This is a genomic window from Pseudarthrobacter sp. fls2-241-R2A-168 (assembly GCF_030209335.1).
In the GTDB taxonomy this organism is placed as follows: domain Bacteria; phylum Actinomycetota; class Actinomycetes; order Actinomycetales; family Micrococcaceae; genus Arthrobacter.
This window is the reverse complement of record NZ_JARVSG010000016.1, coordinates 1-15,599: the sequence shown is the minus strand read 5'-3', so window position 1 is coordinate 15,599 and position 15,599 is coordinate 1. Positions and strand designations below refer to the sequence as shown.

The window sequence follows — 15,599 nt, the reverse complement described above, 5'->3', positions numbered from 1 at the left end:
TCATGCAGCTATTCCGCATGGATATCTTCAGAATGTTGCGCTTTTATTGCAGCTCCTGTGACCCTAATCTCATCTGTACAGGCTCTTCGACCGTCGGTCCCGTGCCCGTGAAGGGTGCTTCGGTGGCCTGAAACCTGGGGAGGTATCCTCATCGAAGCATCCCTCACGGGCCATGGGGCAGCGCCTGCAATTTTGCCGGAGCAGTGCCAGGCCATCCGAGTGGAAGGCCGGGCACCAGTACCCCTACCCAAAGGAGTGTCCATGTCAGGAAACAAAGCCGTCGCCTACAAAGAACCGGGTGTCGTCGAAATCATCAACACCGACTACCCCACGTTTGAACTGAAAGACGGGCCTGGCGTTAATCCGGCCAATGTGGGCCGGAAAGTACCCCACGGCGCGATCCTGCGCACGGTGACCACCAATATCTGCGGCTCGGACCAGCACATGGTTCGGGGCCGGACCACGGCCCCCAAGGACCTCGTCCTTGGCCATGAAATCACCGGCGAGGTGGTGGAGGTCGGTCCGGATGTGGAGTTCATCAAGGTGGGAGACATTGTCTCCGTACCTTTCAACATCTCCTGCGGCCGTTGCCGGAACTGCAAGGAGCGCAAGACGGGCATCTGCCTGAACGTCAACCCTGACCGCCCGGGCAGCGCCTACGGTTATGTGGATATGGGCGGCTGGGTGGGCGGCCAGGCCGAATACGTGCTGGTCCCCTACGCTGACTGGAACCTGCTAAGGTTCCCGGACCGCGACCAGGCCCTGGAAAAGATCATGGACCTGACCATGCTTTCCGACATCTTCCCCACAGGCTTTCACGGCGCCGTCACCGCCGGAGTGGGCGTCGGATCCACCGTCTACATTGCCGGTGCCGGCCCGGTGGGCCTCGCGGCCGCCGTCGGTGCGCAGCTGCTCGGTGCCGCCGTCGTGATTGTCGGTGACATGAACGAAGACCGCCTGGCCCAGGCCCGCTCGTTCGGCTGCGAAACGGTGAACGTCACCAAGGGCGATCCGAAGGACCAGATCGAGCAGATCCTTGGCGTCCCCGAAGTGGATTGCGGCGTCGACGCCGTAGGGTTCGAAGCCCGCGGTCACGGCAAGGACGCCTCCCATGAGGCCCCCGCCACCGTGCTGAACTCGCTCATGGACATCACCGCTGCAGGCGGTGCCCTTGGGATTCCCGGCCTGTATGTCACCGGCGACCCGGGTGGAATTGACGAGGCAGCAAAGCACGGCTCCCTGTCGCTGTCCCTGGGCACCGGATGGGCAAAGTCCCTGTCGTTTACCACCGGACAGTGCCCCGTTATGTCGTACAACCGCCAGCTGATGATGGCGATCCTGCACGACAAGGTCCAGATCGCCAAGGCAGTAAACGCCACAGCGATCCCGCTCGAGGATGCACCGCGCGGATACGCCGAATTCGACGCCGGTTCGGCAACGAAATTCGTGCTGAATCCGAACGGATACGTCAAGAACTAGAACCGCAGCTGGCGGGGCCCGGAGGGAGATTCACGGTCTCTAGCCCCGCCGTCACACCCCGGCAGGTAGACCGTTCACCGTAAGTAGCAACCCGCACCGGTGGCATGGGCCTTCCTTGCCCGTGCCACCGGCGCGCATCCACTCTCCCCGCATCAGCAAAGGTAATTCCATGACCCATCTCACCGACCAAGAATCAGTTCTCCGCCTTAGCAGCAACGGGAAGGAGCATGTTGACATCCGGCTCGAAGCATCGAGTCCGGTGACCGTTCGGCTGCAGCTGGATGGTGGCTGCAATTGCCAGCATGGCAGTGCAAATCGCCCGGGTTCGTATGTTGACAGCGACCTCGGCGTCCGCTGACAGCGGCTGCACGGCCATGCAGTATCAGCCCTGAGACCGGGGCGGGCCCGATGGGGGCGAGCGGATTGACCCGCTCCGGGACGGGCCCCGGAGCGGGTCGCCGCTTATGCAAGGATTGTGCCCGAAATGATTACGTGGTCTAGGCCCGGGTTCTGCCTTGAATGAAGTGGAAGACCAGGACCACGACGGCAATAACCAGAAGTATGTGTATGAGGCCGCCGCCGATATTCGTCAGCAGGCCTAGAAGCCAGAGAACTGCGATAATGATGGCTATCCAAAGCAACACGAGAATCTCCTTCTTTTGATTTGATAAAGAATGCTTGGTTGAATTCCCGCCCCTGATGCATTGGGAAGAAGCCCTGCGGGAATGGCGGGTCTTTCAGAGTGCTAGGTCCGTTGGTGTCCGGTATTGGCATGCCTCCCGCTCTCGTAGCTCCGCGGTAGCAGTGATGTGGCGGACCCGGAATACAAATGCCGGATCAATGCCAAAGCTCACTCCATTTCCGCTTGGTGTCTCTCAACCTACTCCGCGATCTGAGTTTGGGAAATGTCTATAAAGATAGCAATTACAGGGCAGAGCGGCCGGATTAGCTCAGAGTCTCGAAGTCGTGGACTTCCTCCTGCCTTTTGGGCTGCTGCTGCTCAGCCATGCCGCTGCCTTCGTCGCAGAGGTGAAGCACAAGATCGGGCAGGGCAAAGTGACCCTCCCAGGAGGAAAAGTGCGATTACCCGACCCACTGGAACCGATCCTAAAGAGCGGTAATTATGTCCGCTTCCCTTGCCTCCGGACACCCCTGCTGAACAAGAGAAGATCCGTCAGGATTCCAGCTAGGCAGCTAATCCGACACCGGGCGCTAGCTTGACAGAAGGCAGGTTATCGGCGTTCATTCCGTCGTTAGTGGAGAACCGTCCACTGAGTAGTACGCGGGTCGCTGTTCGGGATGGTTTGGCAGTCCATCCTGATCAGATTGCAGGAGAGGATTTCTTTTGCTTTGCCGGGCCTGCGGGTTCCAGTTGTGGGTTCGTCGCTGGCACGAGGCCTAGTGTTGAAAATTCGCTTCGAAGGACCTTGGCCCACGCGGCGTAGCCCAGACCGTTAAGGTGTAGGGCGTCAGCGGTAAATTCCTTCCGCAGCGCGCCGTTGTCATCGGCCAGTGCAGGCCACAAGTCTACGAAAACCGCGTTTTCCCGAGCGGCAATATTGCGGAGTAGTGAATTCAAGAACATGATATTTTCGCGGTACTTGCGGCGGCGCGGCATAACACTGTTAATCAGGAAAGGAGCTTTGGGAGCGCGTTTCCTGATCTCCTTGACGAGTTCTTGGATAGACGCTGCGATGTCTTCTGCTTTTCGTTTTGCCCCGCCCAGGTCATTCGTCCGATCAACAGAGATATAGCCACGGGGTCATGGATCGCAGTGTCCAGTCTGGTGAGGACTCCCTGTACGTCGTCGCCACCGATGCCGCGGTTAAGGGTTTGCAGCTCGGGGAACCATTCGTCCCACTGCCCCCTTCGGTAATGCTGTCCCCTAGGAACAGGACTCTCTGAGGTGGGAGGGGCAGCACTTCAAACTGGGAACGGCGCATGGTGATGCCCCGCGAAACGAATCCAAGGATCAAACGAGCGATGGGGTTCATTGATTCTTTACGAAGGGCAAGCACGATTCACAGTTTATTCCCGGTCGGGGGAAAACCCAAGGGTGGACCCTAAGTGATCCGAGTTAGGATGCCAAATGATCGCTGATTAGCCCGGCGGCAGCCCGCATTCCTTCTCGGTTAGGGTGGAACGAAACTCCGTTTCCGGGCTTGGGCCGGAAACCGTTGACCCAAGGTTCTGGACATCCAAGGGCATGGTTCTCGCTGAACTGTGAGAGTTTAACTAGCTCAGATCCGGAACGAGCTGCAGCGTCTTGGAACATTTGTGCAACCTGCTCGCCAATCACCCGCAGTGTAGACATGGTTTCACTGTCGAAAGGTGCTGAGGGCCCCGGTGTTGTTCGATGCCCGATTATCGTGAGGTAGTCGACAAAGACGACGCGTGCCTTTGGGGCCCGACGGTGAATTTCCTCCGCGACGCTCACTAGTCCCGCAGTGGCACGGTCAATTAGTATTCCCGGCTTCTCGCTTATCTGTGGGAGTTTAATTCGCGAAAGGACAGGCTGCGTTGAGAACCAGCCCTTCAATGCGGCTGCGTACATCGAACCGATGTATCCGACGTCATTGCCACCCGCTGTCAGGGTGACCAGATCGCTGTCGTGAGACAGGCCCCGGATTTGAGGCTGGAATTTTAGGAGGCCGACCCGCTGTGAACGGGTAAGAATTGTTTCCGTGGTTGCACCCGATATAGATAAATCTGTGAGCCGGCAACCTAGCTTCTCAGCGAGAAGGTGCGGGTAGTTGAGGGTAGATCGTTGAGCGCGTCGACTCTCTATAGGCCGGATGCCTGGACCAGCGGCAAACGAACTTCCCAAAGCACTTAGGTGCGTGATTTCGTGCCTGGTCTGGCCGGAAGCCTCTGCGGGACTGCTGTTCACTTATTTCTCCTCGAGGATTGCGGGTCGGCGCCGGCAGTTATAGGTCTCTGTGAGAAAGGAGCGGCGGTGGCAATCGATGGCTGGTGGGGCCCGTCGGCCTATGCCGGTCTTGCTACCGGCGTTCTCGAAAAGGCATCTCTCAAGCTGGCAAGATGCCACCGCGTCACCTTGCTGATTTGCCGGAGTTGTCGCTGGTCGTAATCTTGACGGTTGCTTGGGTCAAGCCGTCCGCGCTGGCCGTGAACGTGATCTCTCCGGGACGTGTTGTAGTACGAATAATTGCTTGAGCCCGTCCCTGGTAGGTGCTGTGGGTTGGAGAGCTCAGTTGTTCAGCGGTCGCAGGGTTGGCGCTTCCGAAGCCTAGTAGCGTTCCTTCGCCTTCTACATTGACTGTCACGGGCCTATCATCGAGTGGTTTGAGCACGCCTGTGTTGTCAGTGAGCTCGACATCGATGAAGACCAGGTCAGCGCCGTCTGCCGTCGCCTCGCTGCTTTCAGCAGTGACTCGAAGTACCGTCTCGGGGCCGGCCGAGGCTAGGGTCTCTGAACCGACGACGTTGCCGGATTTGTCGTATGCCGTGGCAGTGAGTTTCCCCGGCGCATATGGCATGGTGAAAACAGTGCGAAATTGTTTCTTCTCCCTGACTTTTCGGGAAGCGATGAGCTTATCGTTCAGGTGCAGGTCAACACGGTGAGCGTCAGCGTATACTTCCACTTCGGCTTTGACGCCTTCGTATCCGCTCCAGCTCCAACTGTGAACCGTGTCGGTCGGCCGCCAATTGTTCTTGGTGCGTTTTTGCCCGGCATGGTTCAAGGGACGCACGGACAAGAACGGGCCTCGTGTTCGGCCCCACACAATCTCGTTGTAGTACGACCAGGGTTGCCGGTAACCGGTGATATCGATGATCGGTGCCCCTGCCAGGAGTGCCGGGTAGGGCTGGAACAGTTTGCGGGGACTGTCATACTGCTGAGTGGCGATGCCGGCTTCCCCTACGTAGTCCCAGGCTGTCCACACGAATTCGCCGATGACGTTGGGCATGGCGTTGATCAGCCGCCATAGTGTAGCGGTTGTGCTGGGGGTCGTTTCCGTACCAACGATAACGCGGTCCGGATACCGCTTGGTGTCCCTGACCCACCGGTCATGCCCGTAGTTGTAACCCGCAACATCGAGGGCGAACTGTGCTTCCCTCGTCCTATTCTCGGCTTGGGGGAGCCTGAGCAGCAGCGGAGTGAGCTTCTCGAAGGCGCCCATCAAAAAGTTGAGCATCGCGATCGTCTTTTCAGGATCGCCCGCCTTCTCTTTGTTCTCGACCTTTTCGGGCTCCACTTTGGGGTCGTCCTTAGGGGCAATGAAGCTCAGGAAGACGTTCACCCCATTGGTGATGAAGCGGTCGGGGTCCGCTGATCGGGCGTGAGCGGCTATGTCGTAGCCGAGCGCCTTGCCTTGGTCAGTGGAGATCTCGCCAATCTCATTGCCGATCGAATACATGATCACTGAAGGGTGGTTGTAGTCCTTGGCGATCAGCGCGTCGAGGTCACGTTGCCACCACTCCAGGAAGTGCCGAGAGAACCCATCGCGGGACTTTGGCCTCCACCATTCATCGCCGAGTTCATCCATGACGAGCATCCCGAGTTTGTCGCATGCTCGAAGAGTCGCCCGGGAGAGGGCGTTGTGAGCGCTTCGGATCGCGTTGTAGCCGGCATCACGGAGGATGCGGATCCGGCGTTCTTCGGCAGCCTCCAGTGTGTGGGCGCCGATGATTCCGTTGTCGTGGTGGATGCAGCCCCCGCGCAATTTTGTTGTGGCGCCGTTGATTTGGAGGCCTTGGTGCGCGTTGACAGTAACAAGCCGGATCCCAAACGTATCCTCGACCGTGTCGAGGCCGTCGTTCTTGTCGGCGAGCTCTGCGTAGACGCTATACAGGTGCGGATGCTCCGGCGACCAAAGGTGTGCGCCGTCGATAGTAAATTCGACGGCATGGACGGAGTTTGTTCCCGGCGGGGTCGCTACCTCTTGGGAGGTTGCCGAAATCTCTTTGCCGTCCGGCCCCGTAAGTGTGACTCTCAACGTGGAGGTGCGGGCTTTGATGTCGTCGTTAGTGACAGTGGCACGGGCATGAACCGTAGCGTTGGTGCCCTCCAGGCTAACTGTCCGCAACTGCAGGCCGGTCGGATCGATATGCAGAAGAGGACCGATCAGGAGGCTGACCGGGCGATAGATTCCGCTTCCTGAGTACCACCGCGAATTTGGGCCTGACGGGTTATTGGCAACTACCTCAAGGAGGTTATCTTCCCCGTACTTCAGGTGGTCATCAAGCACCACTCGGAACTCTGCGTAGCCCGAGGGGCGTCCCCCGATGAGTACTCCGTTGAGGTAAACCTCCGAGCGCATATAGACACCTTCAAACTCAATGACAACGTGTTGCCCGCGCCACGCTTCGGGCGCAACGAAGGTCTTGCTGTATCTGTACACGCCACCTGGGTAGAAGCCTGTGTGGTAGCCATTTGCCGTTGCCGGGTCGCGTTTTTCGTAGAGCATGGCATCGTGCGGGAGTGTCACAGCCGTGGGCTTCGCGGACCCGGCAATGCCGGAAACAAGCCAGTCTGTATTGAACGGTGTGCGTTTCATAATCCCTCGTTATGGTGATTGAACTGACAAAAAGCAGCCGGAACTGAGTGAGCGCCGTTTGGATGCGAGCTGCTGGTCTTGCAACTAAGTGGCGGTTTCAGCGGCACCGACTAAAACCAACGCCGCCATGGGCGGTATTGCCAACCGCTGCTACTCCATAACGCTGCCGGCGTTCTCGAAGAGGGCAATTTGGCCGATACGCCGGGCGTGCCTTTCGTCATTGCTGAAAGGAGTCTGAAGAAAGGCTTCCACGAGGTCGAACGTTTCCTGAGCTGAGTGTTGCCTTGCTCCCAAGGCAACAACGTTGGCGTCGTTATGTTCCCTGGCGAGAACGGCCGTTGAGTGGTTCCACACTAGTGCCGCACGGATGCCCTTCACTTTGTTTGCCGCGATTTGTTCACCGTTGCCGGAACCGCCAAGAACAATGCCCAACGCATGCCTCCCCGACTGTCGGTCGGTGATAACAGCCTGGGCCGCACGAATACAAAAAGCGGGGTAGTCGTCTTGCGGGTCGTACGTCTTTGGCCCGTGGTCAACAACTTCATACCCTTTTGCTGCCAGACGCCTTACGAGATCAGCGCTAAGGTCAAGCCCGGCGTGGTCAGTGGCTATATGGATCCGGGGGCAGAGTTGCGTGTCCGTGGACATTGAATTTTCCATTCTTATGCATGTGATCTAAGTGCTGGGTAAAGGCAGGCGGAAGCCGGCCGGGCCCATGGCGCAGCCCTGCGCCCGGCCGGATGAACGGAACCGTCAGATCCCGCCGGCCAGCTTGTAGTAGGCGGCGTTCCAATTCAGGTCTTTTTTGAACTGGCGGATGGTGGTGTCTTGATCGATGGTGAGCAGTTCGGTTTTGGCGATTTCGGCGAAGTCCTCGAAGACGTCGATGCCCACCTGGGTGGAGAGCACGGTGTGGTGGGCGGCGCCGGCGGTGAGCCAGGCGGCGGCGGAGGTGGCGAAGTCCGGCTTCGGTTCCCACAGGGCGCGGGCCACGGGAAGGTTGGGCAGGGGCTGGTCCAGAGGGACGACGTCGACGGCGTTGGCCACCAGGCGAAAACGGTCGCGCATGTCGGACAGGGCGACGACGACACCCGAGGAGGCATCGGCGTCGAACACCAGCCGCGCCGGGTCTTCCTTGCCGCCGATGCCCAGCGGGTGGATCTCCAGCCGCGGCTTCGCCGCCGTCAGGGACGGGCAGACTTCGAGCATGTGGGCGCCCAGGATCTTTTCGGAGCCGGGTTCCAGGTGGTAGGTGTAGTCCTCCATCAGGGAGGCGCCACCGGGCAGGCCAGCCCCCATCACCTTCGCGGCGCGGACCAGAATGGCGGTCTTCCAGTCGCCCTCGGCGCCGAAGCCGTACCCGGCGGCCATGAGCCGCTGCACCGCCAGGCCCGGAAGCTGCCGGAGCGCGCCCAGGTCCTCGAAGGACGTCGTGAACGCCGCCGAGCGGTTGGCCTCCAGGAAGCTCCGCAGGCCCAGTTCGATCCGGGCGCCGTACCGCAGCGAGTCGTGCCGCGCGGCGCCCGCGCGGAGCTCCGGCACCACGTCATAAAGGTCCTCATACTCGGCCACCAGGGCGTCGACGTCGGCCTCCGCGGCGCCGTGCACGGCATCGGCGAGCTCGTTGACGGACCAGGTGTTCACCGCGACGCCGAACCGCAGCTCGGCCTCGGTCTTGTCGCCTTCGGTGACGGCGACGTTGCGCATGTTGTCCCCAAAGCGGGTTAGCTTCAGGCTCCGGACGGCGGCCCACCCGGCCGCGGCGCGCTGCCAGGACCCCACCTGGCGGGCCACTTCGGAGTTGGAGACGTGCCCGACGACGGTCTTCCGGGCGATGCCCAACCGGGACTGGATGTACCCGAACTCGCGGTCGCCGTGCGCGGCCTGGTTCAGGTTCATGAAGTCGAAGTCGATGTCCGCCCACGGCAGGTCGCGGTTGGCCTGGGTGTGCAGGTGCAGCAGCGGCTTGCGCAGCAGGTCCAGTCCCTGGATCCACATCTTGGCCGGGCTGAAGGTGTGCATCCACGCCGTCACGCCAATGACCGAGTCATCCGAGTTTGCCTCCAGCGCGGTGCGGCGGATGGCATCCGAATCGGTCAGGACCGGCTTCCACACCAGCCGCACCGGCACGGCAGCGGAGGCGTTCAGCTGGTTCGCGATCTCCTGCGACTGCGCGGCCACCTGCTTCAGGACCTCCTCCCCGTAAAGGTGCTGGCTGCCGGTGAGGAACCATACCTCGTAGCCATCGAGGGAGGTGTTTGCTGCGGTACTCATTAGGTTCTCCAATTGAGATTCGATAGTGGATATTGGCCAAGCGTGGGCCGCGAATGAATTACTAAAGGATGATCGTTGCGCTACGTGTCTTTAAAGGAACGCCGCGGTCCCGGGTTCGTGGAGTGCCGCCCCGATAAGGGCGACACCGGCTGGTGGGGCGCCGTGCTTGCACGAATGTGAAGTGCTGGGGTGACTACCGCGGTGGGTGGGGGCATTCCGACGTCGAGTTCCCGCAGCATCAAGTCCACGGATTTGCGCCCCAGTTCTTCGAAGTCCTGTCGCACTGTTGTCAGTGGCGGGGTGAAGTAGGCGCTCTCCGGCTGATCGTCGAAGCCGACAACGCTGACGTCTTCCGGTACCCGTACCTGTGCTTCAGCAAAGGCTCTCAGGACTCCCAAGGCCATTTGGTCGTTGGCGGCAAACACGGCAGTTATCCGAGGGTCCTGGGCAATTTTCCTGCCGATGGTGTATCCACTGCCGGCGCCCCAGTCACCTATAAACAGGTGTTCATCGGGGAGGCCGGCTCCGCACAGAGCTTCCCGCCAGCCCGCTTTACGTTCGGAGCTGTCCGGCCACCCCGGCGGACCCGAAAGGTGAGCTATCGCGCGGTGGCCCTGCTGGAGAAGATGTTGCACTGCGGCACGTGCGCCCTGTCCCTGGTCCACTATCGTCCCGCTGACATTCCTGTTGGTTGGCGATCCGACAGTTACAACAGGAACGGACAGCTTCATGTCATCCAAAGCTGCAAAAGCTTCCTCATGGGGTACCACCACGGCAATGCCGTCAACGGACTGGTCCATAAAATTGTTGATGGCCTCGCATATGCTCGCCCTGTTCACTTCACGCAGCGCAGCGATGCTGACGGAATAGCCAGCATCCCTGGCTGCCTGTTCTATGCCCATCAGCGTGTTGACTGGACCATACTGCGACAACTCGCTCGCCAGTACCCCGATCCTCCGCGAACGGCGGGTGACCAAGCTCCTGGCTGCAGTGTTGGGCCGGTACCCGAGCTCGGCGATCGCAGCCTTGACCTTTTCTCTTGTGCCGGTGCGGACGTTCGGGTGACCGTTGACGACCCTTGACACCGTCTGATGTGAAACACCGGCGACGGCAGCGACGTCCTTCAGCCTTGGTGCCTTGCCATCAGTGGTCCTGCCCATGGTTCACCGAGCCACTGTGTCGTGTATGGATACCGGCCGCATGTTTGACGCGCCGTCACGCCCGTGGCGGACGGGCTCCCTCAATTTAAGGCCCCTGTGGGTTCTTGCCCGTAAACGTTCTGATAGCGGTTGAACAGGGCATCAACCGCTGCTGGTGCAATTGGGTGCGGTTCTCCTAACTGTCGCGAGAACAGCACTGACCTGGCTACATCTTCAACCATGACGGCTGCCTTAACAGCGTCACGGGCATCTTTGCCGATGGTGAACGGGCCGTGATTCTTCATCAGTACGGCACGGGAGCGGTGGCCACTGAGGGTATCGACGATTCCACGCCCAATGGAATCATCGCCGATGATTGCGAAGGGGCCGATAGGAATCTCGCCGCCGAACTCGTCTGCCATCGCTGTTGTTACGCAGGGTATGGGTTCGCCGTGCGCGGCCCAGGCTACGGCATACGGAGAATGGGTGTGAACCACTCCCCCAACCTCGGGCATATGGCGGTAAACGTACGCGTGTGCAGCCGTGTCGCTTGAAGGTGCCCTTTCTGAACCGGGCACGTCAGGGACGACCCGACCATCGAGAGTGCAGAGAATCATGTTGTCGGCGGTCAGTTCGTCGTACAGGACACCGCTAGGTTTGATCACGAAGTAATCAGTCCCTGGAACGCGCCCGGAGACATTGCCGCCGGTCCATACAACAAGGTTGTAGCGCACAAGTTCCGCATGCAGCTCGGCGACGTCGCTTCGGACTGTTCTAATAGCCTCGGCTATCTCGGTCGGCACTTGACTTGACGGCTGGGTGGTCGAACTAGAGCTCATGGCTGGCTTCCTTTCGGAGAGATTGAGTCAACGGCTGCGCGCTGGACCGCAAGCCCAACGGCATATCGGTCCAAGTACGTCGAGAACCCTGTTACGTCGGCAGGGTCAGGATTAGTCGTTTCAAAGGCCGCGCCCCCAAAGACGCTGTTGCGAAGAAACTCATTGAGGTCTCCTGAGGGGTGGGTGGCGAAGGCCGCAAGCACGGCGATCCCCCAAGCCCCACCTTCGGAAGCCGATTCCGCGACGGAAACAGGCGCGTTTAGAGCGCCGGCAAGAAAGCGTTGAGCGATTCCAGCGGTCCGAAACATGCCGCCGTGCGCGAACATCCGGTCGACCGCAACCCCTTCGTCGGCAAGGACGCGCATGCCAAGTACCAGCGTTGCGAACACGCCGTACACCTGGGAGCGCACAAGGTTTGCAAGGGTGAACGTGCTGTCGGGTGCTCGTACAAGGAGTGGCCGGCCATCGCGCACGCCAGCAAGAGGTTCACCGGCAACGTAGTTGTACGCGATTAATCCGCCGGCATCTGGGTCGCCTTCGAGCGCTTCTTCAAGGAGGGCGGTGAACACGGTGTCCTGGTCGATGGTGCAGTCTGATTTACGCGCGAATTGGGCGAAGACCTGTACCCAGGCTGCAAGTTCACTTGCACCGTTATTGCAGTGGACCATTGCTACCGGAGCGCCCGCCGGAGTCGTTACGAGATCTAGCTCGTGGCGGACCTGAGCCAGCGGCCTTTCAAGGACGACCATGGCGAAGATGCTCGTGCCGACACTGACGTTGCCCGTCCGGGGGGCTATGGAGCATGTGGCGACCATTCCAGTACCGGCGTCACCTTCTGGCGGGCAGAAAACTGCCCCGGGCTGCAGGGCACCTGACGGGTCAAGCAACGCTGCGCCGGCATCCGTGAGTGTGCCGGCGTGCTCACCCGCCACCAGCACCTCGGGGAGCACCTGGCTGAGGTCGAGCGCGGGAGCGGCCTGAGCAACAAGTGCTTTGTAACGTGCCAAAAGGTCCGAGTCGTAGGTGTGGCTCGCAGAATCGATCGGGAACATGCCGGAAGCATCACCGATTCCAATTACTTTCCTTCCAGTGAGACGCCAATGAACATAACCGGCAAGGGTGGTCATGAAATCAATGCGTGGAACGTGGTCTTCGCCATCGCTCACAGCCTGGTGTAGGTGGGCAATCGACCAGCGGAGGGGGATGTTGAGGTCGAATGCCTTTGTAAGCTCGGCAGACGCCGCGCCCGTAGTGGTGTTCCGCCAGGTCCTGAATGGCACGAGTTGTTGGTCATCGCAATCGAAGACCAGATAGCCGTGCATCATGGCGGAAACACCAATCGCTTGAAGAATGCGTGGTTGCACCCCATAGCGCTCTTCGCAGTTCGCAACAAGATCTGCATAGGCTGCCTGAATACCGGTCCAGACGTCTGTCAGCGAGTAGGTCCACACCGCGTTTTGAAAGCTGCTTTCCCAGCTAAAGCTCCCCAATGCCAGCACGTGCCGGGGATCATCCCCGATAAGGCACGCCTTTATGCGGGTTGAGCCTAGTTCAATCCCCAGACGAGCGCGTCCGGAACGTATGGCATCGGCTACAGATGACGTGCCGGGAAGATTCACAACAATCCTTCTCTTGCTGGCTCAGGCCAGATAATTTTTCGACATGTGAGGGGACAACCAAAGGATGCCCTAGGCTTCAGATCTTGGTTAGCGCTAACAATATTGAGACACGCAGTCTCAAGGATGGTCACTATTCCTCACCTTGCCGCTTGCTCAATCCCGGGCCCGATGACCTGGGCCCTTGAACTGAAGCGTTCGCCAAAGATTATTCCCGTCTGGGGAAAAAGGCAAGGCTGGCTTCTATATTTGGGCGAGCACGTCGTTGTTCCGGCTCTGTGCTTCTATTGGTTCTGGGCGTGTACGAGTTCGAGCGGAGCGAGAGGAGCTTCGCACATGCTTGTCATTCGAGAATCACGAGTGCATGCGGTGGTCCGTTCCGGTTCTAAGGCAAGCGAAGGCTTGTTGTTGACGCTTTTGGATCACCGGAGTACGCGCCCGCTTCCAAGACCACGTCCGCCGCAGCCCACTCGAACCGCCCGTTGGTGCGGCGCTGCAGTGGGCGAAGAGAACCGGCCACCTCCATCGTCTTGGTCTCCCCTGGCGCCAGGTTCACGGGCTTGAAACCCAACAAAACCCGTCGGGGAAAGTCCTCTGCCTCGATCGAACCGTAAAGCTGTACGACGTGACGGCCTGCGCGTTCTCCTGTGTTGGTGACTTGTGTTGTAACCGTCACGCTATCTGCGGCGATCTGCGTGACGGTCAGGTCGCTGATGTCGAAGGTGGTGTAGGAGAGGCCGTATCCGAGTGGGAAGGCAGGGCTGTGGCCGTCGCGGTCCAAGAGGCGCTGCCCAAACCAGCGGTCGTACGTGATGCTGGTGGCGTCCCGGTCGAAGTAGGGTAAGTGTTCCTCTGTTGTTGGGATGGAGTAGGGAAGCCGTCCGCTGGCATCGGCTTTCCCGTAAAGGACGTCTGTGAGGGCATTTCCCCCCTCGGATCCTGAGTACCATCCCACGAGCATCGCCGGGACGGTGTCGCGCCAGGATTCTGTGATGATGGCTCCTGCGGTGACGACAACGACCACGGTTTTGGGGTTCGCAGCCGCGGTTGCCCGGATGATTTCCTCGTCGACAGGCCTTAGCCGCAGGCTGGCCCGGTCGCCGCCAACGGTGCTGCCCATGGCGCCTGCGGCTCCCATGAGGTTGCTTGGGTCCATGCCTTCGGGGAAAGGAGGGAACAGGGCAAGAATGTCCGGGTCCAGCATGCTGTCCCCGCCGATGTATTCGCCTTCATCTTCTGCGGTGTAGCCAACGACGACGATGGCTACCTCCGCCTTTTTTGCTGTGGCGGCGGCTGCTTTGGGGTCGTCTTCGAATGAGGTGAAGAGCTGTGCTTCTGGAACGTTTTTCCGGAGTCCTTCGAGTGCAGTAACTACCTCCGGGGAGCGGACTGATGACGATCCGTGGTCGCCCGTATTGGGTAGATTGGCCAGCCTGCCGATCAGCGCGACCGAATTCCTCTTCTCCGGACCGAGGGGCAGTACCGGTGTGCCGTCAACTGCATCGTTTTTCAGCAGGACCATGGACGTGGCCGCTGCTTCCCGCGCCAGATTCCGGTGTTCGCTGCAGAAAATGACTTCCTTTGCGGGCTCTTCCTCACGTGCGGAGGCATAGTGTCGAAGCTGGGCGCGCAGGACCCGCTTTGCTGCCCGGTCGACGTGCTCCCAAGTGACCCGGCCGGATTCAAGGTCTTCGGGTAGTTGCTGGGCGCGCTGCTGACGCATGGGCGCTTCAACGTCGAGACCTGCGCGCAGCGACAGGCCGGCGTCCCGGAAGCCGGACACGAAATCGGTGATGGTGACGCCCTCGAATCCCCATTCACTGCGGAGGGTGCCTTCCAGGAGGGTTTCGTTCTGGCCGGCCCATTCGCCGTTGACGGAGTTATAGGACGTCATGATGCCGTCCACACCTTCCTCGACGACCCGGCGGAAGTGCGGGAGGAAGGCCTCGTGGAGCGTCTGTTCGTCGGCCAGCACGTCGACTTTGAAGCGTGCATTTTCCATGGAGTTAAGGGCGTAGTGCTTTGCGACGGCCATGGCGTTGCGTTGGACGCCACGAACGAGCGCTGCGCCGAACTCGCCCAGGAGAATGGTGTCTTCGCCGTAGGTTTCCTGTGCCCGGCCCCATGCGGGGTGCCTTGGAAGATTGATGCATACGCCACCGAAGAAGTTCCCTCCCTGGGCTCTCAGTTCACGGCCAATGGCGACGCCGATGCGCTCTTCCATCTCAACATCCCACGTCGCGCCACGCGCCATGGACACTGGAAACGCCGTGGACGCGCCCATCACTACTCCACGGGGACCATCACTGAAACGGAGGCCGGGAATCCCAAGGCGCTTGATCTCGCCCATCACGATGGGTTTCAGGTTGTAGCCGGCGCTCATCTCTGCGATCCCGACCCAAAAATCCGAGTCACCATCGAGCAGCCACAGCTTTTCATCCTGTGTGAGCTGGCCGAGAAGCTGCTCTGTGGCCGCGTCCAGGTCAGCTCCTTGCCGAATGATGTTGACCGCTTCGTAGAAGCTATTGGTTGTTTCGTGGAAGCTATCGGTCTGGCTGGTCGGCATGGTGCTGGTCTTTCTGGTGATGATGGGAGATGACATGCCTCCGTCCGAAGGAGAGCCGGGTGGGCGTTCTACGGGTGGGAGGGGTACGTAGCGGACACGTAGTTGGGCAAAAGTGCTTGTGCTCCGGCCGTCGGGTTGGGGGTGACGGCCGGAGCGGGGGGTGGTTT

General features: G+C 60.1%; 11 protein-coding genes. 1 reads left to right on the top strand and 10 read right to left on the bottom strand.

Translation table 11 applies throughout. The features are described from left to right. The first annotated feature begins 261 nt into the window (after window positions 1-261). On the top strand, window positions 262-1,479 hold the full coding sequence (gene fdhA, locus QRN11_RS11150; protein WP_285251002.1) for a formaldehyde dehydrogenase, glutathione-independent: 1,218 nt from the start codon (window positions 262-264) through the stop codon (window positions 1,477-1,479). Window positions 1,480-1,976: 497 nt separating this feature from the next. Here the strand turns inward: fdhA and QRN11_RS11145 are convergent, their stop codons facing one another. From QRN11_RS11145 to QRN11_RS11110, 10 genes are all read right to left on the bottom strand, one after another. Next, a complete protein-coding gene (locus tag QRN11_RS11145) occupies window positions 1,977-2,123 on the bottom strand; it encodes a lmo0937 family membrane protein (protein WP_139205044.1) in 147 nt (48 codons plus the stop codon). Window positions 2,124-2,800: 677 nt separating this feature from the next. Then, the gene (locus QRN11_RS22515; protein ID WP_350223984.1) at window positions 2,801-3,205 is read right to left on the bottom strand and encodes a GDSL-type esterase/lipase family protein; all 405 of its coding nucleotides are present in this window, start codon (window positions 3,203-3,205) and stop codon (window positions 2,801-2,803) included. Window positions 3,206-3,556: 351 nt separating this feature from the next. After that, window positions 3,557-4,369, bottom strand: a complete 813-nt coding sequence (locus tag QRN11_RS22510) for an SGNH/GDSL hydrolase family protein (RefSeq protein WP_350223980.1) — start codon at window positions 4,367-4,369, stop codon at window positions 3,557-3,559. A gap of 163 nt (window positions 4,370-4,532) precedes the next feature. Then, window positions 4,533-6,998 carry a glycoside hydrolase family 2 TIM barrel-domain containing protein gene (locus QRN11_RS11140; protein ID WP_285251001.1) on the bottom strand — a complete coding sequence of 822 codons (2,466 nt, stop codon included), beginning with the start codon at window positions 6,996-6,998 and terminating at the stop codon, window positions 4,533-4,535. A gap of 150 nt (window positions 6,999-7,148) precedes the next feature. Beyond that, on the bottom strand, window positions 7,149-7,646 hold the full coding sequence (locus tag QRN11_RS11135) for a ribose-5-phosphate isomerase (RefSeq protein ID WP_285251000.1): 498 nt from the start codon (window positions 7,644-7,646) through the stop codon (window positions 7,149-7,151). A 105-nt stretch (window positions 7,647-7,751) separates the two neighbouring features. Then, a complete protein-coding gene (araA, locus tag QRN11_RS11130) occupies window positions 7,752-9,272 on the bottom strand; it encodes an L-arabinose isomerase (RefSeq protein ID WP_285250999.1) in 1,521 nt (506 codons plus the stop codon). Window positions 9,273-9,352: 80 nt separating this feature from the next. Then, window positions 9,353-10,432 carry a LacI family DNA-binding transcriptional regulator gene (locus tag QRN11_RS11125; protein ID WP_285250998.1) on the bottom strand — a complete coding sequence of 360 codons (1,080 nt, stop codon included), beginning with the start codon at window positions 10,430-10,432 and terminating at the stop codon, window positions 9,353-9,355. Between the two features lie 80 nt (window positions 10,433-10,512). Beyond that, window positions 10,513-11,250, bottom strand: coding sequence for an L-ribulose-5-phosphate 4-epimerase (locus QRN11_RS11120; RefSeq protein WP_285250997.1), 738 nt, complete (start codon window positions 11,248-11,250; stop codon window positions 10,513-10,515). Further along, entirely contained in the window at window positions 11,247-12,869 is a 1,623-nt protein-coding gene (locus QRN11_RS11115) for a xylulokinase (RefSeq protein WP_285250996.1), read from the bottom strand. The genes QRN11_RS11120 and QRN11_RS11115 overlap by 4 nt, the downstream gene beginning before the upstream one ends. Before the next feature lie 382 nt (window positions 12,870-13,251). Further along, window positions 13,252-15,468 (bottom strand): beta-glucosidase family protein, encoded by a 2,217-nt coding sequence (locus tag QRN11_RS11110; protein WP_285250995.1) that lies wholly within the window; start codon window positions 15,466-15,468, stop codon window positions 13,252-13,254. Window positions 15,469-15,599: the final 131 nt, after the last annotated feature.

Coding starts and splice junctions, on each gene's coding strand:
- QRN11_RS11120 (WP_285250997.1), bottom strand. CDS start 11,250: ATGAGCTCTAGTTCGACCACCCAGCCGTCAAGTCAAGTGCCGACCGAG.
- QRN11_RS11125 (WP_285250998.1), bottom strand. CDS start 10,432: ATGGGCAGGACCACTGATGGCAAGGCACCAAGGCTGAAGGACGTCGCT.
- fdhA (WP_285251002.1), top strand. CDS start 262: ATGTCAGGAAACAAAGCCGTCGCCTACAAAGAACCGGGTGTCGTCGAA.
- araA (WP_285250999.1), bottom strand. CDS start 9,272: ATGAGTACCGCAGCAAACACCTCCCTCGATGGCTACGAGGTATGGTTC.
- QRN11_RS11140 (WP_285251001.1), bottom strand. CDS start 6,998: ATGAAACGCACACCGTTCAATACAGACTGGCTTGTTTCCGGCATTGCC.
- QRN11_RS11135 (WP_285251000.1), bottom strand. CDS start 7,646: ATGTCCACGGACACGCAACTCTGCCCCCGGATCCATATAGCCACTGAC.
- QRN11_RS11110 (WP_285250995.1), bottom strand. CDS start 15,468: ATGTCATCTCCCATCATCACCAGAAAGACCAGCACCATGCCGACCAGC.